Source organism: Roseateles sp., from assembly GCF_049240545.1.
In the GTDB taxonomy this organism is placed as follows: Bacteria; Pseudomonadota; Gammaproteobacteria; order Burkholderiales; family Burkholderiaceae_C; genus Paucibacter_A.
The window spans coordinates 13,367-38,587 of record NZ_JBMLSK010000204.1 but is presented as its reverse complement, the minus strand read 5'-3'; the positions used below and the strand labels follow the sequence as shown (position 1 = coordinate 38,587).

The 25,221-nt window shown below is 62.2% G+C and carries 21 protein-coding genes and 1 pseudogene; 10 read left to right on the top strand and 12 right to left on the bottom strand.

Annotated features, from left to right (window positions below; genetic code table 11):
- Positions 1-81 precede the first annotated feature (81 nt).
- The 4 genes from ACOVRJ_RS12845 to ACOVRJ_RS12830 are packed head-to-tail and all read right to left on the bottom strand — an operon-like array spanning position 82 to position 2,695.
- Positions 82-1,095: an NADP-dependent oxidoreductase gene (locus ACOVRJ_RS12845; protein ID WP_422044243.1), complete on the bottom strand. Its 1,014-nt coding sequence runs from the start codon at positions 1,093-1,095 to the stop codon at positions 82-84.
- Positions 1,096-1,104: 9 nt separating this feature from the next.
- Positions 1,105-1,446: a DUF4405 domain-containing protein gene (locus ACOVRJ_RS12840; RefSeq protein ID WP_422044242.1), complete on the bottom strand. Its 342-nt coding sequence runs from the start codon at positions 1,444-1,446 to the stop codon at positions 1,105-1,107.
- A 14-nt stretch (positions 1,447-1,460) separates the two neighbouring features.
- A complete protein-coding gene (locus ACOVRJ_RS12835) occupies positions 1,461-2,138 on the bottom strand; it encodes a hypothetical protein (RefSeq protein WP_422044241.1) in 678 nt (225 codons plus the stop codon).
- A 50-nt stretch (positions 2,139-2,188) separates the two neighbouring features.
- The gene (locus ACOVRJ_RS12830) at positions 2,189-2,695 is read right to left on the bottom strand and encodes an ester cyclase (protein ID WP_422044240.1); all 507 of its coding nucleotides are present in this window, start codon (positions 2,693-2,695) and stop codon (positions 2,189-2,191) included.
- A gap of 83 nt (positions 2,696-2,778) precedes the next feature.
- Here ACOVRJ_RS12830 and ACOVRJ_RS12825 point away from each other — a divergent pair, with 83 nt between their 5' ends.
- Entirely contained in the window at positions 2,779-3,723 is a 945-nt protein-coding gene (locus ACOVRJ_RS12825; RefSeq protein WP_422044239.1) for a LysR substrate-binding domain-containing protein, read from the top strand.
- A 340-nt stretch (positions 3,724-4,063) separates the two neighbouring features.
- Here ACOVRJ_RS12825 and ACOVRJ_RS12820 read toward each other — a convergent pair whose 3' ends face one another.
- Positions 4,064-5,671, bottom strand: coding sequence for an ABC transporter permease (locus ACOVRJ_RS12820; protein ID WP_422044238.1), 1,608 nt, complete (start codon positions 5,669-5,671; stop codon positions 4,064-4,066).
- A gap of 72 nt (positions 5,672-5,743) precedes the next feature.
- On the opposite strand from ACOVRJ_RS12820, the gene ACOVRJ_RS12815 reads away from it, so the two are divergent.
- The 5 genes from ACOVRJ_RS12815 to rocF all read left to right on the top strand — a co-directional run bounded on the left by ACOVRJ_RS12815 (position 5,744) and on the right by rocF (position 11,350).
- On the top strand, positions 5,744-6,892 hold the full coding sequence (locus ACOVRJ_RS12815; protein WP_422044237.1) for an ABC transporter ATP-binding protein: 1,149 nt from the start codon (positions 5,744-5,746) through the stop codon (positions 6,890-6,892).
- Between the two features lie 202 nt (positions 6,893-7,094).
- The gene (locus tag ACOVRJ_RS12810) at positions 7,095-8,528 is read left to right on the top strand and encodes a S41 family peptidase (RefSeq protein ID WP_422044236.1); all 1,434 of its coding nucleotides are present in this window, start codon (positions 7,095-7,097) and stop codon (positions 8,526-8,528) included.
- 92 nt (positions 8,529-8,620) lie between these two features.
- The gene (locus ACOVRJ_RS12805; protein WP_422044235.1) at positions 8,621-9,385 is read left to right on the top strand and encodes a HesA/MoeB/ThiF family protein; all 765 of its coding nucleotides are present in this window, start codon (positions 8,621-8,623) and stop codon (positions 9,383-9,385) included.
- 125 nt (positions 9,386-9,510) lie between these two features.
- Positions 9,511-10,398: a TIGR00730 family Rossman fold protein gene (locus tag ACOVRJ_RS12800; protein ID WP_422044234.1), complete on the top strand. Its 888-nt coding sequence runs from the start codon at positions 9,511-9,513 to the stop codon at positions 10,396-10,398.
- Between the two features lie 31 nt (positions 10,399-10,429).
- Positions 10,430-11,350 (top strand): arginase, encoded by a 921-nt coding sequence (gene rocF / locus ACOVRJ_RS12795; RefSeq protein WP_422044233.1) that lies wholly within the window; start codon positions 10,430-10,432, stop codon positions 11,348-11,350.
- 28 nt (positions 11,351-11,378) lie between these two features.
- Here the strand turns inward: rocF and ACOVRJ_RS12790 are convergent, their stop codons facing one another.
- Positions 11,379-12,185 (bottom strand): DUF429 domain-containing protein, encoded by an 807-nt coding sequence (locus ACOVRJ_RS12790; RefSeq protein WP_422044232.1) that lies wholly within the window; start codon positions 12,183-12,185, stop codon positions 11,379-11,381.
- A gap of 74 nt (positions 12,186-12,259) precedes the next feature.
- Between ACOVRJ_RS12790 and ACOVRJ_RS12785 the strand changes: the two genes are divergently transcribed.
- The 3 genes from ACOVRJ_RS12785 (at position 12,260) to ACOVRJ_RS12775 (ending at position 16,382) form a co-directional block, all read left to right on the top strand.
- The gene (locus tag ACOVRJ_RS12785; RefSeq protein ID WP_422044231.1) at positions 12,260-13,753 is read left to right on the top strand and encodes a S10 family peptidase; all 1,494 of its coding nucleotides are present in this window, start codon (positions 12,260-12,262) and stop codon (positions 13,751-13,753) included.
- A gap of 297 nt (positions 13,754-14,050) precedes the next feature.
- On the top strand, positions 14,051-15,277 hold the full coding sequence (locus ACOVRJ_RS12780) for an NAD(P)/FAD-dependent oxidoreductase (protein ID WP_422044230.1): 1,227 nt from the start codon (positions 14,051-14,053) through the stop codon (positions 15,275-15,277).
- A gap of 148 nt (positions 15,278-15,425) precedes the next feature.
- Positions 15,426-16,382: a PAS domain-containing protein gene (locus tag ACOVRJ_RS12775; protein WP_422044229.1), complete on the top strand. Its 957-nt coding sequence runs from the start codon at positions 15,426-15,428 to the stop codon at positions 16,380-16,382.
- Between the two features lie 233 nt (positions 16,383-16,615).
- On the opposite strand, the gene ACOVRJ_RS12770 is transcribed toward ACOVRJ_RS12775, so the two are convergent.
- Positions 16,616-16,771: a hypothetical protein gene (locus ACOVRJ_RS12770; RefSeq protein WP_422044228.1), complete on the bottom strand. Its 156-nt coding sequence runs from the start codon at positions 16,769-16,771 to the stop codon at positions 16,616-16,618.
- A 341-nt stretch (positions 16,772-17,112) separates the two neighbouring features.
- Complete coding sequence (locus ACOVRJ_RS12765; protein WP_422044227.1) at positions 17,113-18,654, bottom strand: methyl-accepting chemotaxis protein; 1,542 nt, start codon at positions 18,652-18,654, stop codon at positions 17,113-17,115.
- A gap of 500 nt (positions 18,655-19,154) precedes the next feature.
- Here ACOVRJ_RS12765 and ACOVRJ_RS12760 point away from each other — a divergent pair.
- Positions 19,155-20,138 (top strand): annotated as a pseudogene (locus ACOVRJ_RS12760) (methyl-accepting chemotaxis protein); the annotation flags it as partial.
- 256 nt (positions 20,139-20,394) lie between these two features.
- Here ACOVRJ_RS12760 and ACOVRJ_RS12755 read toward each other — a convergent pair.
- From ACOVRJ_RS12755 to hutG, 4 genes are all read right to left on the bottom strand, one after another.
- Positions 20,395-21,231 (bottom strand): GGDEF domain-containing protein, encoded by an 837-nt coding sequence (locus tag ACOVRJ_RS12755; RefSeq protein ID WP_422044226.1) that lies wholly within the window; start codon positions 21,229-21,231, stop codon positions 20,395-20,397.
- A gap of 112 nt (positions 21,232-21,343) precedes the next feature.
- On the bottom strand, positions 21,344-22,897 hold the full coding sequence (locus ACOVRJ_RS12750; protein ID WP_422044225.1) for a methyl-accepting chemotaxis protein: 1,554 nt from the start codon (positions 22,895-22,897) through the stop codon (positions 21,344-21,346).
- Positions 22,898-23,028: 131 nt separating this feature from the next.
- On the bottom strand, positions 23,029-24,408 hold the full coding sequence (hutF, locus tag ACOVRJ_RS12745) for a formimidoylglutamate deiminase (protein WP_422044224.1): 1,380 nt from the start codon (positions 24,406-24,408) through the stop codon (positions 23,029-23,031).
- Complete coding sequence (gene hutG / locus ACOVRJ_RS12740; RefSeq protein ID WP_422044223.1) at positions 24,405-25,211, bottom strand: N-formylglutamate deformylase; 807 nt, start codon at positions 25,209-25,211, stop codon at positions 24,405-24,407. The genes hutF and hutG overlap by 4 nt, the downstream gene beginning before the upstream one ends.
- Between the last annotated feature and the right edge of the window lie 10 nt (positions 25,212-25,221).

Here is a 25,221-nt window from a genome sequence, read left to right as displayed (position 1 = left end):
AGATACAGGTTCGATTCCTGTCGGGGGGACCACGTATGGTCGTGCGGCTGCGTTGAACCGATCCGGCCGGATCAGCGCAGATCAGTCCATAAGCACGACGACCTTGCCGCGTGGCTTGCTTTGGGCGAAAGAGTCGAGCGCTTGCTTGGCTTGGCTCAGGGCAAAGGTCTGCGCAATGCGCGGCTGGTAGCCCAGCAGCACAGCGCGCTCGCCCATGGCGGTGAGCGTTGCGCCATCACCAAAGGTGGCTACGCCTTCTAGGCGCACGCCCGCATTCTTGGCGGCCTTGATGTATTTGCCAAAGATGAGCGGCAGCACCCATTTCACGATGAAGGGCGGCTTCATGCCCTGGCGCAGCATGTCGTCCACCCCGGTCATGACCTTGAGCGATGCAATGACCCCGCCCGTTTTTATCAACGGAATGGAGTTCAAGAACGTCTCGCCGCCCATGCCGTCGAGCACCATGTCATAGCACGCCGGACTCAGGGTGCTGAGGGGCTGGGTTCTGTAGTCAAACACGTCCTGTGCGCCCAGCGCCTTCAGATAATGGGCATCGGCACTGTTGGCGGTAGTGTCAACCTGTGCGCCCATGGCACGCGCCAGAACGATGGCTGCCGCGCCAACGGCGCCGCCACCACCGTGAATGAGCACACGCTGACCGCTCTTGACGCGAGCGCGCTGCAAGGAAAGATTGGCGCACAGCAGCGCCAGCGCTGCGGCGGCGGCTTGTTCAAAGCTCCAGGCTGCGGGCTTTTTGGCAACCCATGCTGCTTCTACCACGGCGTATTCGGCCACGGTGCCGCAATGCACCAGGCCGGTGTAGAAGAACACTTCGTCGCCCACCTTGACGTTGTGCACCTCGCGACCCACGGCCTCCACCACGCCCGCGCCATCGACGCCGACCGCGAAGGGCGGTTTCACAGGCGACATGCCCTTCATCTCGCCGCTGATGATGTGCAGGTCCGCCGGGTTGAGCGCTGCCGCCCTCATGCGCACGCGGACTTGGGAGGGCAACGGCTTGGGTGAAGGAAGGTCTTGCAGTCGGACGGCATCAAAGCCAACCTTTTGATATTGGGTGAGGGTGAGGGCTTTCATTGGTTCGATTTATCGCTGGTGTTCAAATTTCTGGCCTAGCCTGTCCAATTCCCGCGCTGTGTCACCGTTGCGGTCCGTGTTGATAACCACGCCATACAGCACGGTCAGCAACACCGTGAGCATCACGACGACCATGGCCCCGCTGCGCTGGCGGATGTGTTGACCAATGGCTCGGCGGTTCAGCCATATGTGGCTGCACGCGCACACCACCATCAGCAGGCCGAACAGTTTGTGCACGGGATGCATGGCTATGGTGAACGAGGGTTTCTCCACGACAAACATCATCATTCCCGATGTGGCCATGGCCACAAAGGAAATCAGCAATCCCATGGCGGTGAGGCGACGCCACATGGTGGAAGTCCGGCTTATCGGGCACGCGCCATGGGAACTTGCAGTCCGCTCTTGGGGCGGTTCTCGGGCTTGTAGAAGCCAGAGCCATCCACATGTTTCGCACCCATAAACAGCATCTGGTACCGGCCTTGGCCATACAGATAGATCAGGTCATGGTCCTTCACCACTTGGCCCGAGTCGATGTTGTTCAGCAAGACGCACGACTTTCTGAGAATGCTCTGCGGAGTGTTCAGCTTGTAGGGCTCGTCGCCGCAGGCTTTCGGGGGTACTTGCGCCATCATGTCCACGACCATTTGTGCGCGCGGTGTGATGCTGAGCGACTCATCCAGAACATAGGTGATTTCGCGGGCGCCCGGCGCTGCCCGACTGGTTCCGCCAATTTCCGCATGTCCACTGAAGTTGAATTCGTTCATCGGCGCTTCGCAGAATTGATCAGCAAAAGTCACGATGGTGGCCTTGAATTTTCCAGTGCCATCGAACGTGAAGTCTCGGGTCACCCAGGAAGCTTGAACGGGTTCGCCAGGCTTCCCCGATTGGGGACGAAGCTCACAGGCAATGCTCTTCCAGCGGCCCTTCATTTCACCTTGTAGTCGCAGCGCATCTTTATCGGAGGCGCCTTGCCCGTAGGCAGCTGAGATACCGGTCAGGGCGACGGCTGTAGCGGTCAGGATGTGGCGAGTGGTTGACTTCATGATGTGTATCCTTGGATGAGGGTCAGTGGGCGGCAGCGGAGGTTGAAGGACTATTGCTTGGCTGCGAGTTGTCGAACCGCACTCATCCAGTCCTCGATGTGATACGCGCGGGTGAGCTTGCCGCCTTCGACGGTGTGAATGTCGATGGACATGATGCGGAAGCTCTTGCCGCCGTGGGGCACGCCCATGAAGGCGCCGGCGGGGGTGCCTGAAGCCTCGCCACGCACCACCACGCGATCGCCGCTGACCAGCACTTCCTTGATCTCCCACTTCAGATCAGGGATGGCTTTGCCAAAGCCCGCGATCATCGGAGCGACCTTGTCGCGTGGCTTGCACTCGTCCTGCCCGCTGCAAGACACCCAGGTCGGCCCGGTGGCTTGCATCACCAGAGCCGCGGCATCTTTGCCAGGGGCGGCATTGAGCGCGTCATAAAACGGTGCGATGGCAGCGCGGGCCTGATCAAGGGTCAAGTTTTGCGCCTGAGCGGGCGACAGTCCGCCAGCGCTGAACAGAAGTGCCGCAGCGCCTGGAGCCCACCATCCGAGTCGGATAAGCATCGGAATCCTCATGAACGTTGTTGATGTTGGATAGAATTTATGATGAATTTAGATGTGACGCAAACAGATAATCTTCATGCCTCATGCACAAGATTGATTTACGTCGGATTGACCTGAACCTATTGCTGCTGTTCGAGGTGCTGATGCAGCAGGGCAGCGTCTCCAAGACCGCTGAGCAACTGGGCCGCACGCAGTCAGCGGTCAGTCACGCGCTGGGGCGCTTGCGCCAGCAGTTGGGCGACCCGCTGTTGGTCAAGGTGGGAGGGCGCATGCAGCCCAGTCCCTACGCGCTGGACCTGGTGCAAGAGGTGCGTCCCATCTTGCGCAGCATCGAGCGTGTGCTCAGCCCACGCGAAGCGTTCGAGCCGCACACCTCTGACAGGGAGTTTCGTCTGGCGGTGCCCGACCTGGCCATGGGCTTGTTTCCACGGCTGATCTCGCGAATTCAGCGGGACGCCCCGCAAGTCGTGCTGCAGTGGGAGACCCCTAGATCACAAACCCTGCTGGATGTGGCCGAAGGGCAGGTGGATGCGGCATTACTGCCCGAGTCCGTTAAGCGCCCGGAAGGCGTTGCTGCCGAGGTGATCGGCCAGTTCGAATGGGCGTGCTTCATGCGCGAGGATCACCCCTCCTTGAGCGCGTGGGGCGCAGCGTCTTGGGCTGCTTGGCCGCATGTGGTGGTGGGCACCGGCGATCAAATGCGCAGTCCGGTGGGTTCGGCGGCGCAAGAAGCGGGCTTGAAGCGCCGGATCGGCCTGACCGTGCCCACCTTCGGCGCGGTCGCACCCTTGCTGGCGCACAGCGACATGATCGCGACGCTGCCGACCCTAGTGCTGGCCGACGCGATGCAGAGTTTCGGCCTTACTGCCCGCAGAGTGCCGTTCAAAGTACCTGCCATGCGGCATGTGCTCGCTTGGAGCGCGCGCCTCACCAACGACCCAGCGTGCCTTTGGCTCAGGGACTGTCTTGGCGAGGTCGTTGTGGGGCAAATGGGAGGAGCCGCCAAATTGCTTGACCATCTGACATGAATGCAAAGAGCGCCATGGGCATCTTGGTCTTGGTCATCCCGTTCATTGACGAAAGCTGTTGCGTCGGCAGTTGGCGGGGCTACTCAACACGCAGCTGATTGCACCGAGACACCCGAGGAATCACTTCACGTTCATGCAAATGCTTGATCTGAGGGCCATTTCTGACGGTGTCCCATTTTTGTCCCATCTACACCGGGCGTTCTACTTTCCTTTTTTGCATCAATAACTTACCAACGATTGACGTGTGCCTCCTAAGCGGCAAATACAGGTTCGATTCCTGTCGGAGGGACCAATGATGGGCCTGTGGCCCAGTGGGCTCCAGGCCCATCATTGGCGAATTTCAGCGCTGCCGCATCGCCCTTGAGAGCATCAGCACCGGCACCAAACCCACCAAGACAATGGCCAGCGACGGCAAGGCCGCTTCGCCGAGCCGCTCGTCGCGCGCCAGCTGGTAGGCCACCACCGCCAGCGTGTCGCTGTTGAAGGGGCGCAGCACCAGGGTCGCGGGCAACTCCTTCATCACATCCACGAACACCAGCAGCGCTGCCGCGATGGCCGATCGCGCCAGCAGCGGCGCATGCAAGACTCGGAACAAGCGGCCGCGCGAAGCGCCGAGCAGGCGTGCGGTTTCGTCCACGGTGGGCGAGATGCGGGCATAGCCAGCTTCCACCGACTGCAGGGCCACGCCCGAGAAGCGCACCAGATAGGCATAAATCAGGCCGGCAATGGTGCCGGTGACGATGGACGTCAGGCCCAGCTGAGGCGCATGCTGCTGCAGCCAACCCAGCGGCATCAAGATGCCCACGGCAATGACCGCGCCGGGCACCGCATAGCCCAAGGACACGATGCGCAGCGCCGACTTCAAGAGCGGCCCGCCACTGCCCATGCGTGCCGCATAGGCCAGCGCCATCGCCAGCGCCACCGCCAGCAGGGCTGAAATACCGGCCAGTTGCAGACTGGTCCAAGCCCATTGGGCAAAGCGCGCCAGAGGCAGGCCGAACTCGCCATAGCGGGCTTCCAAAATCATCAGCTTGACCAGTGCCACCAGGGGCAGCACAAAGCCCAACAAGACCGGCAAAGCGCAAAGCACGATGGCTGCAGCGGCGGCCCAACCCTGCAAGCGCAACGGTCGGGCTTCGGCTGCGTGCACCGCGCCAGCGCGGCTGCTGGTGAAGCGCAGCTTGGCCTGGGCGCGCCGCTCCAGCCAAAGCAAGCCCGCCACGGCCAGCAGCAAAACGGAGGCCAGTTGTGCGGCGGCGAGGCGGTCGTTCATCACCAACCAGGCCTTGTAGATCCCGGTGGTCAGGGTCGCCAAGCCGAAGTAAGAGCCCACGCCGTAGTCGGCCAGTGTCTCCATCAGCGCCAAGGCCACGCCCGCCGCCAGCGCAGGGCGCGCCAAGGGCAGCGCCACCTCGCGCACCCGACGTAGCGTGCCTGCGCCGAGAATGCGTGCGGTCTCCATCAGGGTGACGCCGCGCTCCAGCAAAGCCGTGCGAGTGAGCAAATAGACGTAGGGGTACAAGCAGAGCACAAAGAGCAGCACCGCGCCCGGCAGGCTGCGCACATCGGACCACAGCGGCCCACTCGCCCCGGTAACGGCACGTAGCCAGGTCTGCAGCGCGCCGCTGTATTGCAAGGCATCGGTGTAGGCATAGGCAGCCACATAGGCCGGCATGGCCATGGGCAAGAGCAAGGCCCACTCAAACCAAGACCGCCCCGGGAAGTCAAACAGACTGACGGCCGCCGCGGTGGCGCCGCCCAGCAAGGCAACACCGATGGCCACACTCAGCGCCAGCAGCAAGGAACTCCAGGCGTACTCGGGCAAAACCGTCGCCCACTGATGCTGCAAGATGGCCAGCGCCTGTGCATCCAGGGCCAACCAGGAACCGAGCACGCCGGCCACCGGCACGGCCAAAAGCAGGCAAACAACGGTGATCAGACGCAGCATGCGAGAGAAAGGGGTGAGGAATTCAAGACGCCTGCAGCGGGCCGCCAAGGCTAACTCGCTATCATACGGGCCATGTTTCTTGCACTCGACCAGATCGGGCTGCGCTACCCCGGCAGCCCTGTTGCAAGCGCGGCGGGCACCGCGGGCTCGGTGCCCAATAAGCGCAGCGGCGCGGTAGACCATGTCAGCCTGAGCCTCTCGCGTGGCCAGATTGGCGTCTTGATTGGCCCGTCTGGCTGCGGCAAAACCTCTTTGCTGCGCTGTATCGCCGGGCTGGAGCGCCTGCACAGCGGTCGCATTCAAATCGCTGGTGAATCCCTGGCCGACGCCGCCCATGGCTTGCATCTGAGCCCGGAGGCACGCCGCATCGGCATGGTGTTCCAAGACTACGCCCTGTTTCCGCACCTCTCGGTGGCAGACAACGTTGGCTTCGGCCTGCGCCACCTGAACCGGCAGGCACGCGAGGCGCGCATCACCGAGGTCTTGGACCTGGTTGGCTTGGCCCATGCCGCCAAGCGCGCACCGCATCAACTCTCGGGCGGGCAGCAGCAGCGTGTCGCCCTGGCGCGCGCCTTGGCGCCGACACCGCGTCTGCTCTTGTTGGACGAGCCCTTCTCCAGCCTCGATGTGGACCTGCGCGAGCACCTGTCGCAAGAGTTGCGCGCCATTTTGAAAGACAGCGGCACCACCGCCTTGTTCGTCACCCACGACCAGGCCGAGGCCTTTGCCATTGGCGATGTGGTGGGCGTGATGCACCAGGGCCGGCTGGAGCAATGGGACGCGGCTTACACCGTCTACCACCGCCCCGCGACGCGATTCGTGGCGGACTTCATCGGCCACGGCGTGTTTGCGCCGGCTCGCATCGTGCAGGGCAGTGAGGGGCCTGAGGTGCAAACACCCGTGGGCAGTCTGATCGACGCCGAGGCTTGCGCACTGGCCAGCGCCTACCCCGAGGGACGCTGCGATGTGCTCTTGCGGGCCGATGACATCATTCACGACGACCTCGCGCCGGTGAAGGCGCAGATCGAACGCAAGGTGTTTCGCGGCGCGGACTTTCTCTACACCTTGCGCTTAGGAACGGGCGAGCGGCTGATGGCCCATGTCCCCTCACACCACGACCACCATGTCGGCGAATGGATAGGCATACGGGCCCATGTGGACCATGTGGTGACCTTTCCGCAAAAACCTGCCGAGCCCGCGATGTCGGTCAGCCCAAAGTAAAGCCAGGGTAAAGACGGCGCTTTCGTCTCTTTGTGCACTTGAATCCAAGGATTTGGGGCGCCAAATGGGGGTGTCTACTCACTTTGCGTGCCATGGGCGCGCTTATACTGGACCCGCGATTTTCCGTCCCGCAAACGGGCTGAAAGCCGCGCAAATGCTGGAGACAGCTGATTTTTTCCGACCGATAGGACAGGCAAGCATCATGAGTGCCAAATTGAAAGTTGCAGGCTGGTTGGCCCTGGGTGCCGTGGCCGGCGCGCTGACCACGATGCAATTGCAAGCGAACGCCCGCAGCAGCTTGTCACCCCTGCCGCTTGAAGAGCTGCAGCAACTCGCCGCGGTCTTCGGCATGGTCAAGTCCGACTATGTCGAGCCGGTGGACGAAAAGAAGCTGATCAACGATGCCATCGCTGGCATGGTCTCGGGGCTGGATCCGCACTCACAGTTCTTCGACAAGAAGAACTTCAAAGAATTCCGTGAAGGCACGACCGGCAAGTTTGTCGGCGTGGGCATCGAAATCGGCATGGAAGACGGTCTGGTCAAGATCGTGTCGCCGATTGAGGGCTCGCCTGCCTTCCGCGCTGGCCTCAAGAGCGGCGACCTGATCAGCAAAATCGACGACACCCTGGTGCGCGGCCTCGGCCTGGACCAAGCCGTCAAGCGCATGCGCGGTGAGTTGAACACCAAGGTTCAGCTGACCATCTACCGCAAGAGCGAGAACCGCACCTTCCCCGTGACCATCGTGCGCGAGGAAATCCACAACCGCAGCGTGCGCGGCAAGGTGCTGGAGCCCGGCTATGCCTGGTTGCGCGTCAGCCAGTTCCAAGACAGCACGGTGGAAGACTTCGCCAAGAAGCTGGAAGAAATCTACAAGCAAGAGCCCAATCTGAAGGGCTTGGTGCTGGACCTGCGCAATGACCCGGGTGGCTTGCTGGAGGCCTCGGTGGCCATCTCGGCCGCCTTCTTGCCCAAAGACCTCGAAGTGGTCAGCACCAATGGCCAGATCGCCGACTCCAAGGCCAGCTTCAAGGCCAGCCCTGACTACTATCTGCGCCGCGGCGGCAACGACCCCTTGAAGAAGCTGCCGGCTGCCGTGAAGAAGGTGCCGCTGATCGTGTTGGTGAACGAAGGCTCGGCCTCGGCCAGCGAGATCGTCGCCGGCGCTCTGCAAGACCACAAGCGCGCCACCATCATGGGCGCCCAGACCTTTGGCAAGGGCTCGGTGCAAACCGTGCGCCAACTCGGCCCTGACACCGCGCTGAAGATCACCACCGCGCGTTACTACACACCGAGCGGCCGCTCCATCCAGGCCACCGGCATCGTGCCCGACATCATGTTGGACGAAACGGCCGAAGGCAATGTCTTTGCTGCCCTGCGCATGCGCGAGGCCGATCTGGAAAAACACCTGGGCGGCAAGGACGAGGTCAAGGACGAAGCCCGCGAGAAGGCCCGTGAGGAAGCGCGCCAAAAGCTTGAGGCCGAGTTTGCCAAACGCAATGAGCCGCCCAAGCCCTTGCCGGAGTTCGGCAGCAGCGAGGACTTCCCACTGACCCAAGCCCTCAACCAATTGAAGGGCAAGCCGGTGCTGGTCTCCAAAACAGTGACCGAACGCAAGGCCGAAGCCAAGACCGAGTAAGACCGCAAAGAGCTTGAGTTAATCAAGCTTCAGAAGCAGCCCGTCCCTCCCGGCGGGCTGTTTTTCTTGGGCGGCGCGCTATGCTGCCGACCATGAATGACATGCAGTTGTTGCGCTACTCGCGCCATATTTTGTTGGACGACATCGGCATCGAAGGCCAGCAGCGTTTGCTGCAATCACGGGCGCTGATCATCGGCGCAGGCGGCCTCGGCTCACCGGCGGCCCTCTTCCTCGGCACCGCCGGGGTGGGCCACATCACCTTGGTCGATAACGACCACGTTGATCTGAGTAATCTGCAACGCCAGATTGCCCACACCGAAGCTCGCATCGATCAGCCCAAGGTCGAATCAGCCGCGCAAGCCATGCGCGCCATCAACCCCGAACTGAGCCTGACTTGTGTGCAGGCCCGAGCCGACGCGGCCTTGCTCGACCAATTGGTGGCTCTGGCCGATGTGGTGCTGGATTGCAGCGACAACTTCGACACCCGGCAGGCTATCAACCGCGCCTGCGTGCAGCATGCCAAGCCCTTGGTGGCCGGCGCGGCGATCGGCTTCGATGGGCAAATCAGTGTCTACGACAGCCGCCAAACCACGGCCCCCTGCTACGCCTGCCTGTTCCCGCCGGATAGCCAGATGGATGAGGTGCGCTGCGCCACCATGGGCGTGTTCGCCCCCTTGGTGGGCATCATTGGCAGCATGCAGGCCGCCGAGGCGCTGAAGCTCTTGATCGGCCTGCCCACCAGCTTGGCCGGGCGCCTGCAAATGCTCGATGCCAAAAGCATGGAATGGCGCGAAATTGGCGCGCAGCGCGACCCTCACTGCAGCGTTTGCCAAGCACGGCCCAGCTTGCCCGAATGAAATCTCGTCCGAGGGCGAAAATGACGCACAGAATTCTCCGCAGGCTCCCGTAAGCTGCGCCCCGTCGACCTTTTCTTTTCTGCACAGTCTCCCGACCGAATGGCCCCGGGCACTGACGACACACCATGAGCCAAAAGCGCAAACAGCTGACCGCACGCAATTTCCCAAGTGCCAAAGAGGAATCCAAGGCTTTGGCGCCGCAGCCCAACTACGACCAGCCCGGCAGCGCCTACCGCCTGGCTTTTGACGACAACGAATTCTTGCTGCGCGAGGAGTTGCGGCCGGTACGCATGCAGCTGGAACTGCTGAAGCCCGAGTTGATGCAACAAGAGCAAGGCATCAACGCCACCATCGTGATGTTCGGCAGCGCCCGCATTCTTTCCCACGAGCAAGCGCAGCAAGTGCTCGAACAAGCCCGCCTCGGCAGCGATGCCGAAGCCTTGAAGCGCGCCGAGATGCAACTGGCGATGAGCCACTATTACGAAGAGGCGCGTCGCTTCGCCGCCATCGTCACCCGCGTCTCCAGCGAGCGAGAGAATCCGATCTATGTGGTCACCGGCGGCGGCCCCGGCATCATGGAGGCCGGCAATCGCGGCGCCTATGAAGTCGGCGGCAAGAGCATTGGCCTGAACATCGTGCTGCCGTTTGAGCAGCATCCCAACCCCTACATCACGCCGGAGCTGTGCTTCCGCTTCCACTACTTTGCGCTGCGCAAGATGCATTTCCTGATGCGCTCGGTGGCACTGGTCTGCTTCCCGGGCGGCTTCGGCACCCTGGATGAACTGTTTGAAACCATGACGCTGATTCAGACCGGCAAATGCCGGCGTCGGCCGATCCTGATGTTCGGACGCGACTTCTGGAGCCGTCTGGTCAATTTCGAGCTGCTGGTCGAGACCGGCATGATCAGCCCCGGCGATGAGAAGCTGTTCCATTTCGTCGACACGTCCGAAGAGGCTTGGGCCCTGCTCGAATCCGAATACGACATGAACCCCGGCGCGAACAGCGCTGAATAACGAATCAAAGCAACAACAAAGGACGACGGCCATGACCGCATTGAGACAAGTTTCCCTGATCGGCGCCCCCACCGACATTGGCGCCGGCGCGCGCGGCGCCAGCATGGGCCCCGAAGCGCTACGCGTGGCCGACTTGGCGGCCGCCCTGCAAGGCCATGGCGTGGATGTGCTGGACCGCGGCAATCTGAGCGGCCCCGCCAACCCCTGGCTGCCGCCGGTCGATGGCTACCGTCATCTGAACGAAGTCACCGCTTGGAACCAGTCGGTGCACGACGCGGTTTACGCCGAACTGAAGACCGGCCGCATGCCCATCTTGTTGGGTGGCGACCATTGCCTGGGCCTGGGCTCGATCAGCGCCGTGGCCCGACATTGCCGTGACACTGGCAAAAAGCTGCGCGTGCTGTGGCTGGACGCCCATGCCGACTTCAACACCAGCGCCCTCACCCCCAGCGGCAATATCCACGGCATGCCGGTGGCCTGCCTGTGCGGCTTTGGCCCGCAGCAGTTGATTGAAATCGGCGGCAAGGTACCCGCCATCAGCCCCAAATGGGTGCGCCAGATTGGCATCCGCAGCGTTGACGCGGGCGAAAAGCGCTTCGTCAACGAGCAGGAGCTGGAAGTCTTTGACATGCGCTACATCGACGAGATGGGCATGCGTCACACGATGGAGTTAGCCCTGGCCACGCTGGATGCCAACACCCATCTGCATGTCAGCTTTGACGTGGACTTCCTGGACCCCGATATCGCCCCCGGCGTGGGCACCACCGTGCCCGGCGGCCCTACCTACCGCGAAGCTCAGCTCTGCATGGAAATGATCGCCGACACCGGCTATCTGGCGTCGCTCGACGTGATGGAACTGAACCCGGCGCTCGACTTGCAAAACAAGACGGCCAAGGTGGCGGTGGATTTGATTGAGTCTTTGTTTGGCAAGAGCACCTTGATGAGAAAGTAAGCTTGCCCTGCCTGCGGCAGAGGGCAACTCAAGCACTCACGATCCATCCCTCCAAAGGATCGATGGCCGCAGGCAAGCCGAAGTTCGGCTGCCTGCTGGCCCAGGCGGCCTGCATCAGGCACAAGACTGCATCCAAGCGGTCTCCACGCGCATCATCAATCAAGAGCTCACGCTGGGCATGACTGAGCTTCAGGCGCAGGCCCAGGCGGCTGCGGCCCTGCTCTAGCGCATCGATCAGGTCTTTGCGGGCGATCAAGCGCTCTGGCGTTTGCTTGGCCTTGTCATCGCTCTTGTAGCTGCGTCGTCCCAAGATCTCTCGAGCCAAGAGACCCGGGTAGGCTTCCAAGGCGAGTTTGTTTGGCTCTTTGCCCTGATGCAGACCGGGCAATGTGGCGCCCGCCTGCAACAAGAGCGGCACACCGGCGTGCAGCATAAAGGCCACCGGCGGATTGACCCACTTCATGCTCGGGGATGAACCTGCCGGCCCATCACAGGCGCGATGCGCGAACTTGGCACCGACCGGCCGGCCGGCGCAAAAGGCGGCGAACAAGCGACGAATCTCATCGCGAGGCAGTTGGGTGTAATGCTGCATCAGGGACTCCCACTGCTGCGGCCAGCCCAGATGCTCCACCAACTCTCTGGGCAGACCGAAGGGGAGATCGAAACCGCCGATCCAGGCTCCCGGTTCGACCAGAAACACCGCGAACTCATCCAGGCTCGCAAAGTTCTTGATTTGATCCAAACGCAAGACCTGACCCTGCGTGCCCTGAAATTCGCCCAATGCAGCCACAATGGGCTTGCGCTGGCTCGGCGCGCTGCTGAAGTCCACCCCCATAAGCGGTGGGCTGTGTTTTGTCGGGCTAGAGTGCATGCTCGCCAATGTAGCCTTGAACAAACCGGAGACCGACCATGGCAGAAGCCGAATCCAAGCCCGACGCCGACAAGAACAGCCGCAGCGAGAGCACCGACCCCACGGTGGAGCGCTTGGTCAGTACCGATCACAAGATTCAAATCGGCAAAAAGACCTTCGAATACACAGCCACCTGCGGCACTTTGCTGCTGCGTGAGGTGGACGCCAAGGATGGCGAACACAAAGGCAAGAAAACGCGTGCTTCGGTGTTCTTCATCGCCTACACCTTGAAGAGCAAGCAGAAAACCGAGCGCCGCCCGCTGACCTTCAGCTTCAACGGTGGGCCGGGCTCCAGCAGCGTCTGGCTGCATCTGGGGCTGCTCGGGCCGCAACGGGTGCCCACCGATGAGATGGGCCAATGCGGCCAGCCGCCTTACGACTTGTGCACTAACGAGTTCACGCTACTGACCGAGTCTGACCTGGTCTTCATCGACCCGGTGGGCACCGGACACTCGCGTGTGGCCGAAGGTGAAAAAGTAGCCGAGTACCACGAGTACCAGCGTGATCTGGATGCGGTCGGCGAGTTCATCCGCCTTTACCTGAGCCGCAATGGCCGCTGGTCCTCGCCCAAATACTTGATCGGCGAGAGCTACGGCACCACCCGCGCCGCCGGCCTGTCGCGCCATCTGCAAGAGAAGCACAACATCCATCTGAACGGCCTGATGCTGGTGTCGATGGCGGTGGACTTCCAGACGCTGAGCTTTGATCACGGCAATGAGCTGCCCTACCCGCTCTACCTGCCCACTTATGCCGCCACCGCCTGGTACCACAAGGCCTTGAAGCCAGCGCTGCAGAAGAAGCCTGTCGCCGAGGTGGTGGCCGAGGCCGAGGCTTTTGCCAATGGCGACTACTGGGTCGCGCTGATGCAGGGATCACGCCTGAGCGCCGAGCAGCGCCAAGAGATTGCCGAGAAGCTCTCGCTGTACAGCGGGCTGAGCACTGCGTATCTGCTGCGTTGTGATTTGCGACCGACCGAGTTCCGCTTCTTCAAGGAGTTGCTGCGCGAGCGCGGCCAAACCGTCGGTCGCCTGGACAGCCGCTTCCTCGGCCTGGACCGCGATGACGCTGGCGAGCACCCGGAAGAAGACGCTGGCATGAACAATCTGGTGGGGGCCTATGCGGTCGGCATCAACCGCCTGCTGCACGAGACCTTGAAGTTCGACAGCGATGCGCCCTATTTGGTGATGGCACCGCTGTGGAATACCTGGAGTTGGAAGGGCTTTGAGAACAAGTATGTGAACGTCGGCGACAGCCTGCGCCGCGCCATGCATGCCAACCCCAGCATGCGCATCTATGTGGCCAGCGGCTATTTCGACCTGGCCACACCGCATGCGGCGGGTGACTACACCCTCAGCCACTTGGGCCTGCGCGACAGCTTGCAAAGCAAGATCAGCGTGAGCTACTTTGAAGCGGGCCACATGATGTACATCCACCCGCCTTCGCTGGCCCGCATGGCGGCGGAGCTGAGAGCCTTTGTTGGGCAAGTGGCTTGACCAAGCGAGAGTAGTCTCAAGGTCTCACCCTGAGACGAAAGCGCGAGCAAGGCCTTTTCAACCGGGCAAGGTGCCAAAGTAGCTGCTCAGGCTTGGGGCAAGAACACCATCACACCGAGCAGACCGCTGCGAACCATCGCTGGCCGACCGCAGTTTGCCTTGCCGATGCTACTCGGGCGTCGATCGTGAGTCTGGCGAACCGATCACCGCTTCGGCCGCAAGAGGTGCGGGTACAGCTCCAAGATGAGCGCGTCGAACATAATGAGCGGCACCGGCCGATTGCCCGAGGAACTCATGATGCATCCGCGCCAACACATCGCCATCATCGGCGGCAACTTCGCCGGTTTGACCGCCGCCGTCAGGCTGTCGAGCCGGCACGCCGTCACGGTGATCGACCCGTCGGCGCACTTCGAGTGGATGCCCAATATTCACGAACTGCTGTCGAACGTGAAGACCGCTCAAAGCCTGCGCTTGGACCGAGCGGCCATCGTCGAACAAGCGGGGCATCGCTTCTTGCAGGACCGGGTGACCGAACTCCATCCGGACCAGAGCCGGCTGCTCACCGCCGACGGCCAGGAACTCAGCTTCGACGCCTGCATCGTCGCCGCAGGCGCACTTTGGAACAACCACGGCGTTCCCGGCGCGGCGCGCCACGCGCTGCCGTGTCGCAGCATCGCCGACGCTTTGGCGATCGAACAAAGGCTGAGCACAGTGGTGCAGCAGGGAAAGCCTCTGCACATCGTGATCGTCGGTGGCGGCATTTCAGGCATTGAGGCGCTCGGTGAGATCCTGCGCCGCTACCGTGCCGCGCCTGGACTGTCGATCAACGTGGTCGAGGCCGGCGAGCGACTGCTGCCCGGCCTGCCCGCTGTACTCGACGCCGATCTGCGGCGCTTGTGTCAGCCTCACGCCGTGCGTTTTCACACCGGTACCGCCATCGCCAGTGTGTCCACCAATGGGGTTCACTTGAGCGACGGCACGCGCCTGCCTTCTGAGCTCACCTTGTGGACCGCGGGGTTGGCGGCGCCTGCGCTGCTCGCCCAAGCGGGCCTGACCCAGGCTGAGCAAGTCTGGGCCGACGTGCATCCGACCCTGCAGAGTCAACATGCCAGCAACATCTTTGTGGTCGGCGATTGCGCGCAGCTGCCGCAGGCGGTTGCCAAGCAGGCCTTCAACGCGATTGATATGGGTGAGCTGGCTGCCATCAACGTCACTCGCTGGTTGGCAGGCGCAGCACTCAAGCCCTACCAAGCCTCCAGCAAGCCGTTGCTGATCGCCTTTGGCGACCTCGACACCTACTTGGTTAGCGGTGAAACCGTGCTCGCCAGCCAGGCGCTGGCCGGGGCCAAAGAGGGCGTGTTTCAGCTCTTCATGTCGCAGATGTCTCCGCGCTGCGTCTTGCACAATCTGCCGGCCGCAGGCGATCGCCTGTTGCAAAGCTTGCGCGAGCTTGCATGGCCGCAACTGCGCTCACTGGCCGACCTCAGCACCTTGGCCGAGCGGCGATTGCTCAGGGTGCTCTAGCGGCTAGCGTGGCGTCTATGCCTGTCGTTTTGACGGCCCCTTGCATGGGCCTTTACTGGCGCAGTTGGCGCGGCGGGCCGTGTAGACTTGGCGTCATGGCGGGTGCCAGCGAGCCCGCTGCAGGACTTGGCCGACGCAGGGTGAATGCATGATTCGAGGCAAAGCGAGTGCGACGATCCGGCAGCCGGCGGCAACGGTGTACAGCTTCATCGTTGACGATTTCCTGACGAACTACCCGCGCTGGTCACCGGAGGTGCAATCGCTGCGGCCACTGAGTGAGGGCGGCTTGCGGGTCGGCTTTGTGGCCGAGCAAACGCGGGTCGATCAAGGTCGGCGATCAACCTCAACTTTTCGTGTCACGGCCTGTGACCGCGACTGCCGTTTGCATATCGCCGGCATCTCCCAGCCCTTCCAGCTGAGCTTCGAGTTGGAGGCCGACGGGTCAAGCACGAAGATCAGCTTTGCCTTCGAGTTGTTGAAGGTCGATTTCTTCATGCGGCCGTTCGAAAAGCTGATTCGGGTGGCGGTCGAGGACGGAGCACGCGGCGTGGTCACCAATCTCGCGCGGCTGCTCGAAGCGCAGGTTCAGCTCCCGGCGCCGCCACAGCCCTTGCTTGCGCCTGTGCAGACACCACCCCTACCGAGGCAGACCATGGACTTTCTGGCATCCAAAGACGATGGACTGATCCCCTTTGTGCTCTCGCAAATTCTCGATACCTGCGTCAATGGCGTCACCTTGTCGGACCCGGATCAGCCCGACTCGCCCATCATCTATGCTAACTCTGCCTTCGAGCGGATATCGGGCTATCCGAGGTCCGAAATCATCGGACGCAATTGCCGTTTTTTGCAAGGCAGCGACCGCGATCAGCCCGAGCTTGATGAGATCCGCGCGGCGCTAAAAGATCATCAAGGCATCGAGGTCACGCTGCGCAACTATCGTAAATCGGGGCAGATGTTCCTCAACAGGCTGTCCATTCGGCCACTGCTTGATCGCAACGGCCTGCTCATCTACTACTTGGGCGTTCAGTACGACGTCACGACTCAAGTGGGTGCCAGCGCCGAGATTGATCGCCTGCGCCTCCAACTTGGCGATGGTCGGCGCTGACTGAGGCGCCGCCGCCCAGCTCCGGCACAAAGAGTGGAGGCAAGGCGCCGGACGCATGCGGCCAGCAGTGCGCAGCAACTGCACGACAGTAACTGCCGCAGAAATGGACTGCAAACTGCCGCCGGCGAGGTCGATTCATTGGTGCCAAGTCACTCGTGAAGCAGTTGGACTTAGCGTCCGAAAAGCATGAAGGAGAGGAGCTTGTTTGTAGCAGCTTGGGTCCCGCTCAGAACTCAATTGCGCACCACTCCGGTCTGCAGTGCTTGCGCGGTCGCGATTTTCGCCACGGCGCCGAGCCCGCCAGACAGGGCCCAAAGTAGCAAGTTGGGCGTGGCCTTGAGCAGAACGCGGTGGGTGGCGCTGCCGAGGTCGGCGCTGTTTGGGCCCATGCGGGCAAGACCTTTCATTCGAGGTTGCCCCGTACGACTTTGGCCTTGGCCATCAGCGCTCACCTGCTGCAAGTAGGGCAGGCACGCATTCCGCCGACACTGCAGCGACCAAGACTGCTTCGCATCCAGCAATCCCGCAAGAGGGACTTCCGCTCCGGGCACCTTGCCGCCTGTCACGCTGGGCGACTGAATGACCGGCGCTGACCCCGTAGAAAGCGGTCGCCAAAGTCAGCGCGCCGACTGCTTTGTCGGCAGCGCAGTGGCCGCTTGCAAACTCCTGGGGCGGGTCGCCATCAGTTTGGCGGCTTACGAAACGAGGGCGACGGCGAGGGGTGTCCGGTTCAACGCGCCAACTTGAATGCCGCCACCGAGTCCACCATCTGCGAGGCCTGCTCACGCAGGCTTTGTGCAGCCGCCGCGGATTCTTCCACCAGCGCCGCGTTCTGCTGCGTCATCTTGTCCAGCTCATTGACCGCCTGCCCGATTTCCCCCAGGGTCAGGGCCTGCGCCGACGTGGAGCTGGAGATTTCGGCCACGATTTGAGTTACCCGCTGCACGCTTTGCACCACTTCGCCAATCGTGTCGCCGGTGTCTTGCACCAGCTTGGCACCGCTCTCAACCTTGTCCACCGAGGTGGAGATCAGGGTCTTGATTTCACGCGCCGCCTGCGCGCTGCGCTGCGCCAGGGAGCGCACCTCGCTGGCCACGACCGCGAAGCCACGCCCTTGCTCGCCGGCTCGTGCCGCTTCCACCGCCGCGTTCAGCGCCAGGATATTCGTCTGAAACGCAATGCCATCGATCACGCCGATGATGTCGGAGATCTTGTTGGACGAAGCCTGAATCTCACTCATCGTCTCCACCACCCGGCTGACCATCGCGCCACCCCGGTCGGCCACGGCCGAGGCCGTTTGCGCCAAGCCATCGGCTTGCCGCGCCGCTTCTGCATTGCTACGTACGCCCTCGCTGAGCTGCTGCATCGCCGCGCCCGTTTGCTCCAGACTGCTGGCGGCCTGCTCGGTGCGGTTGGACAGATCCATATTGCCGGTGGCAATTTCGGCCGAGGCGATACGCACCTGTTCGGCCGCGCTGCGCACGCCGGAGATGGTGCCCGACAGCTGCCGCTGCATCTGCTGCAAAGACTGCGTCAAGTCGGCCATCTCGTCGCGGCCGACCACCTCGACCTCTTGCGTCAAATCACCGTCGGCAATGCGCTCGGTCAAGGCCTGCGCCCGCTCAACCGGCTCGGTCACCGAACGCGTGATGGCCAGCGCAATGCCGATGCCGATCACAGTGGCCGCGCCCGCCAAGACCAGCGCCAAGGTCACGGTGGCGCTGGCTTTTTCGCTTGCCTCTTGGCGGGCGGCTTGCAGGCGCTGGCTCTTGTGCTCCGCATAGTCCTCGATGGCATCGATATAGGTATCCATCGAAGGAATCAACTCCGCTGCCACGCGGGCACGAATATCAACGCCTTCTTTTTTGGACTTGACCAATTCATCCCGTATCGCCTGGTATTGCTTGCGGGTCTGAGCAATCTTGTCGCTCAAACGATCGCTCTCGGGGGTCTTGCTGAGCTTGTCCAAGGCCGCTTGGGTCTTGTCGATTCGGGCCGAGGTTTCCTTGGACTTCCGGGTGAAGGCCTTGGCGAAGTCTTCATCGTCAATCACAAACGTGACGATGCGTCGTTGAATATTCGCCTCCGACATACCCGCCCACTGCCGCGCCAGCGCCAAGCCCTGTGAGTCCACATCGACCAATTGCTCAATGCTGGCATTGAGTTGCTGCACCCGCAGCATGCCCACCACCGAGCCTGCCAAGAGCAAGACCATCACCACGGCAAAGCCGGCCAGCACGCGTGAGCGCAGCTTCATGTTTTGAATGGACACGTTCCGATTCCCCCGAAGCAATTCACAAAAACTCAAATCGCCTTGCGGCGAGCCAGCCCGGGGAAAGTCTCGCCGGACAAGCCGCTGATTCTCAAGGCCATGCAAGGTGCTCAACTTCGGAGCAGGCGCTGAATCACCTCGCTGTTTGCAGCTTCTGCCGCTGCTATCCATAGGTCCGCTGACCGGCCGGCTTAAGCGCCATGTCGGCAGCATGCTCTAAACATGGGCATAGCTTCTTGCTGTATTCAGAGTCATGTCTTGCCTATTCCTTTGTCGCCCCAAGCCGCCCTGAACTGCGTAGCATCAAAAACGGCCCTTTCATCAACGCACGGGGTCACCCGTGGTCACACCAAGGATCAATCCATGAAGTAGCTTTTCTTAGCGATTGCGATGACCTCTCTTTGCGCCGTGGCCGGCGCGCAAAGCAAAGACCTGAAGGTAGCCATCGACCCGAACTATGAGCACAGTCCTCGCTGGCACGCAATCGAATCATCAGCCGCGTCTCCATGGCCTCGATCGTGATCGGGCTGGCTGCGGCCGCTTTTCTAGGCTTCAACTTGATGCGCGGCATCACCGTACCGCTGGGCCGTGCGGTCAAGATTGCCAATGCTGTGGCGGCCGGAAATCTGAATCAGTCCATCCCCAGCACAGGAACGGACGAGCTCTCGGAACTGATGCGCGCGCTCGGTGCGATGCAGAAGGGCCTGGTCAAGGTGGTGGCCACGGTGCGACAAGGCTCTGAAGGCGTTGCGACCGCATGCTCCGAAATTGCCCTCGGGAACCACGATCTTTCCTCACGGACCGAACACCAGGCCAGCGCCTTGGAAGAAACCTCCTCATCGATGGAAGACCTGAGCTCGGCCATGGTGAAGAACGCCGAAAGCGCACGTGAAGCCAATCAACTCGCCATGCGCGCCTCCAGCATCGCGACCGAAGGCGGCGATGTCGTGAGCCAAGTCGTCAGCACCATGCAGGGCATCAACGAATCCTCCCGCAAGATTGCCGACATCATCAGCGTGATCGACGGCATTGCGTTTCAGACCAATATCCTGGCGCTCAATGCCGCCGTTGAGGCCGCTCGCGCCGGCGAACAGGGTCGCGGTTTTGCGGTGGTCGCCAGCGAAGTGCGCAGCCTTGCCGGGCGCAGCGCCGACGCGGCCAAGGAAATCAAGAGCCTGATCAGCGTCAGCGTGGATCGGGTCGAACAAGGCAGCGCCTTGGTGGACAAGGCAGGCGCCACGATGATTGAAGTGGTCAGCGCCATCCGGCGTGTCACCAACATCATGGGCGAGATCAGCGCCGCCAGTACCGAGCAAAGCACCGGCGTGGCTCAAATTGGCGCCGCCATCACCGAGATGGACCGTTTCACGCAGCAAAACGCGGCCTTGGTCGAGGAAATGGCCGCCGCGGCAAGCAGCCTCAAGACACAAGCGCAGGGACTCGTGGAGTCCGTGTCCGTCTTTGAAACCGCCGCTGAAAGATAGCGTCACGGCCTTCCACGGGCAAGAACCCGGTGCGGCACTCGCGTGAATAGTCGATCAATAACCCGTGCAAATAGCGCCCGGTCGCGCCTCAACCCCTCGAGCAGGGAGCCTCAACCGGAGCGCAGCCACCGAACCCAACATCAGGGTTTCGTTTTCTCAAGCCACTGGCTGCCCTTGCGGCAAGAAAGAAGGCCAAGCTCCGTGCCTCTCGTGAACCCGAGCGAAGCCGCGCCCGAGTAGCCAGCGTCTGGCTCGATCAACGCGTTGTTTGGCGGTTCTGCCGGCCCGTGCGGCTCTTGCGCTTGGCCTCATACATCTGCTGATCGGCCAGTTTGAGTGCGGTGTCGGGGTCAGGCACCGAGCCGGGGCTGAAGCGAGTCACACCAATGCTGAGGGCGATGCCGTATTGCTCGCTCAAACCCCGGGTACCGGCATGCAGGGCCACAATATGTGCGTCGATCTCTACCGAATCCTCACTGCCCAGCAGCAAGACAAACTCATCGCCCCCCAGACGAAAGCCTTGCGCCCCAGCGACGGCACTCAAGACTTGCCCGCATCCCTTCAGTACTTGGTCGCCCACATCATGGCCAAACCTGTCGTTGACACTCTTGAAATGGTCAACGTCGACATAGAGCAGTGTGCCCGAGGCACTTTGTAGCAAGCCCTCCAACTGCTCGAACAAGGCACGCCGATTGCCCAGGCCAGTCAACTCGTCCCGGTAGGCTTGGCTGTAAAGCTTGGCTTCCAGACGGTCTCGCTCCAGCATCAAGCGAATAAAGGCCAGCGCCATCAGGAAAAAACCACTGGCGAACAAGACGTCATCGGTCGCTTCCAGCCATGGGCGCCATTGATTGCTTTGGGCCAGCAACTCGTCTACCCAATCCAAGACGCTGCCAAGCAGAAACAGGGTCACACCCAAAAAGAAAGGCCTCAGCTGCTTGCGCATTCCCAAGCGGGCCCAAGTGAATACAAGCACCGCCCCGATGACGATCAAGCCATATGCGTCATGGGCTCCAGGCACCTGCAGAAGATGCAACAAGGCCCGCACACCGATCAACAGGAAGAGCCAAAAGCCAATCGACCAATGCGTCATCTGAGATCAACTCCCGCAACAGCGCAGACAGAGAAAGTCACGGCGGACGAGCGGGGGGCGACGGATCACCCCTGATCGAGGGTCAGTGCATCCCTGGCTCGCCAAGGCACGCTCAAAGCTTGAACACCGCCACCGACTTGGCCAACTCATCCGCCTGAGTCTGCAGGCTTTGCGCGGCAGCGGCCGATTCTTCCACCAGGGCGGCGTTTTGCTGTGTCATGGTGTCGAGTTGGCTGATGGCTTGGCCGATCTGCCCGATGCCGGTGCTTTGCTCGGCGGTGGCATGGCTGATTTCAGCCACGATATTGCCCACCCGTCCGATCGAGGCAATCACCTCCTGCATGGTGCCGCCGGCACGCTCGACCAGGGCCGCCCCGGCCTCCACGCTCTCGCTGCTGGCGGTGATCAAGCCCTTGATCTCTTTGGCGGCCTCGGCCGAACGTTGCGCCAAGGAGCGCACCTCGCTGGCCACCACCGCAAAACCGCGCCCTTGTTCGCCGGCGCGGGCCGCTTCCACGGCGGCATTCAGCGCCAAGATATTGGTCTGGAAAGCGATGCCGTCGATGGTGGAAATGATGTCGCTGATCTTGTTGGACGAGGCGCTGATGCGGCTCATGGTGCTGACCACCTCGCCCACCACTTCACCGCCCCGCTGGGCCACACCGGCGGCCTCGGTGGCGAGCTGATTCGCCTGCCGGGCCGAATCGGCGTTATGTTTGACGCTCGCCGTCAGTTCCTCCATCGCCGAAGCGGTTTGCTCCAGATTGGATGCCGCCTGCTCGGTGCGATGGCTCAAATCATGGCCGCCAGCCGCCACCTCGGCTGAAGCGATTGCAATGCTGTCGGTGGCGCTGCGTACATTGCTGACCACCTCACGCAAAGAATCTTGCATGGCCTTGACGCCGCGCATCAAGTCGCCGGTCTCGCTTTTGCCATGCGGCACGATAGCCTCACTCAAATCCTGGCCAGCGATACGTTCCGTCGACTGCTGGACCGCCGCCAAGGGCTGCAATATCGAGCGGATATTGAAGACCGTGTAGATGGCGATCAGCGACAGCGAACCCACCAGAATCAGCACCAAGCTCATGCGAATACGCTTTTCCTGCACCGCAATCTCCGCCACCCCCAGATCGGCATCTTTGTCGATGACGACGACCAATTCGGCCAGCTTCTGTTCCAGGGGCCGGACGGCCTTCTTGGCCTCGGCAAGCGCTTTATTGGCAGCAGCGGGGTCGGCAAAGGCCTTGGCGGCGACCTGGCCCATGAAGGGTTCCATCTCGGCCTTGTACTTCTTCAGGCCGTCTTCAATCGCCGCGATCAGTTGCTTCGCTTCGGGCGCAACATCGAGCCTAGAGAGATCTTGCTCCGCCTTGAGAAACTTGTCGTACGACTTGGCCCAATCGACCCGGTATTTCTCGATGGCCGCGCTGTCCTCGAGATTGATCACCATGTCTTTTTCGTAACGGCGCAAATTGCCAGACTCGGCGCGCAACACCGACACGTAGATCAGAGACTGGTTGTCGTTTTCGACAAAATGCCCAAAAGACCGCGCCGACTGATTCAGGCTCAACAAGCCCATGCCCCCGACAAGCAGCAACATCAGTATGGAAACCGCGGCCAAGGCATACAAGCGGGCGCGTACCGTGAAATCCTGCAGATTCAACATCGTCGGCTCCTGGGGCGACAAGCCCTCATGGTTGCTCAATATATGCGATACGCTGTTCGCACAAAAGAGATAAAGCGCGGCGATGCCTGCCAAATTGCAACAGACTCAGGAGCCCGGGGGGTTGTGCAGGCCTAGACGAGCGCCTGCATGGTGCGGATGAATCGTTCGGTCACGGCGTTCTGGGCAGTGTGAGCCAAGGCCTGCGCCGGTTGCCAGCGCAGGCAGCCCGCCACATAGACTTCACGCAAGACCTGACCCTGGGAGGCAAAGACCAGGCCATCCAGCGCCGACTCGGCCGGCAGGCCGGCCACGCCGCTGGCCAGCGGGTCCAGGACCAGAAAATCAGCCCGCCCCCCCTGCTCCAGGCCCCATTGCTTGAACCCGGCCGGAGCCGCGCTGCCCTGGCGCGTCGCTTCAAACAGACGCGCCGCGGTGCTGGGCTGGCGCCCTGGCGCGGCGGCCACATTGCGCTGCTGCAGGCCAAGGCGCTGGCCGTACTCCAGCCAACGCAGCTCTTCCACCCAGTTGCGGGTGACATGGCTGTCCGAACCGATGCTGATCGGCACCCCAGCCGCCAACCAGCCCGGCAGGTCGATCAGACCGTCACCCAAATTGCCCTCGGTGCCGGGGCAGATCACCACGCTGGCACCCGAGGCGGCCACTTGAGCGATCTCGTCTCGGGTGCTGTGGGTGGCATGCACCAAATGCCAGCGCGCGTCGGGCTTGAACTGATTGCACAGCCATTGCATCGGCCGCTGGCCGGTGGCGGCCAAGCAGTCGCGCACTTCTTGCTGCTGCTCGCTGATGTGGATGTGGATGGGAATGTCGGCCTCGCCGACCAAGGCCTGCAAGGCCTCGATATCGTCGCTATTGGCTGCGCGCAAGGAATGCAGGGCCACGCCAGCATTCAACAAGGGCCGCTGGGCCGCATTGATGCGCTGGCTGGCGGCCCAGACCCAGGCTGCATCGGTCTTGAAGCGGCGCTGATCCTCGCGCAAGCCCGGCTGGCCAAAGCCCGAGCGGGCATACAGCACCGGCAGCATCGTCAAGCCAATGCCGACCTCGGCGGCCGCATCGGCCAAGGCCCAGCTCATGGCCAGCTCATCGGCATAGGCTTGGCCGTCCGGCGCGTGCTGCAGGTAGTGGAACTCACAGACCTGGGTGTAGCCACCGGTCAGCAACTCCTGGTAAAGCTGCGCCGCCACATCGCGCAGCTGCTCGGGGCTGAGCTTCAGCGCCAACCCATACATGCGGTCGCGCCAGGACCAGAAATCATCATCCCCGGCTTCGCGGCGCTCGGCCAGGCCGGCGAAAGCGCGTTGAAAAGCGTGGCTGTGGGTGTCGACCAAGCTGGGAATCACCGGCCCGGACAAGCGCTGCATGCCCTCGGCGAAAGGCCGGCCGGCTTCGATCTGCTGCCAGTGACCGTTAGCACCGATCGTGAGCGCCACATCGCGCTGCCAACGGCCCTCGACCCAGGCCTGCTCGGCCCAAAAGAAACGCTCACTCATGCCTGGGGCTTCCACTTCAAATACTCGGTCAGCAGCGTGTTCAGCAAGGGGCGCACCTGGGCCGCATGGGCTTCTTCATAAGCGTATGGCGAAGCTTCTTCCATATAGCAGCGCCAGCACATTTCCAGCTGCACCGCGTGTTGCTGCTGCTCGGGTTGGCCGTAATGTCGGGTGATGTAGCCACCCTTGAAACGGCCGTTCACCACCTGCGTGTAGTCACCCTGACCGGCCAGCACCGCGCCCAAAGCTTGCGTGATGGCAGGGTCACAGGAGCGCCCCTCCACCGTGCCCAGGTTCAGATCGGGCAGACGGCCCTCAAACAACCAGGGCAGCTCGGAGCGGATGCTGTGTGCATCAAACAGCAGCGCATAGCCAAACAGGTTTTTCAGGCGCTGCAGCTCGGCGTTCAAGGCCCGGTGGTAGGGCAGCCAGTAGAGCTGGCGGCGGCGCAGCTTCTCGGCCTCGTCGGGCTCCTGGCCCGGCAGGTAGAGCGGCTCGCCGCTGAAGAAGCGCGTGGGGCACAGCTCGGTATTGCTGGCGCCCGGATACATCGGCGTGTCTTCGGGCGGGCGATTCAGGTCGATCAAGAAGCGCGAGTAATGCGGGACGATCAGGCTGGCGCCCAAGCTCTCAGCGATCGGGCGGTAGAGCCGCTCCAAATGCCAGTCGGTGTCTTCGGAGGCCAAGGCGCGCGGCTGATAACGCGAGACCTGATCGGCGGGAATGGCGGTGCCCACATGGGGCATGCTGATCAGCAAGGGCGTACGGCCCTGGCTGAGTTGAAAGACGGGATGGTCGCTCATGGTTCTTGGC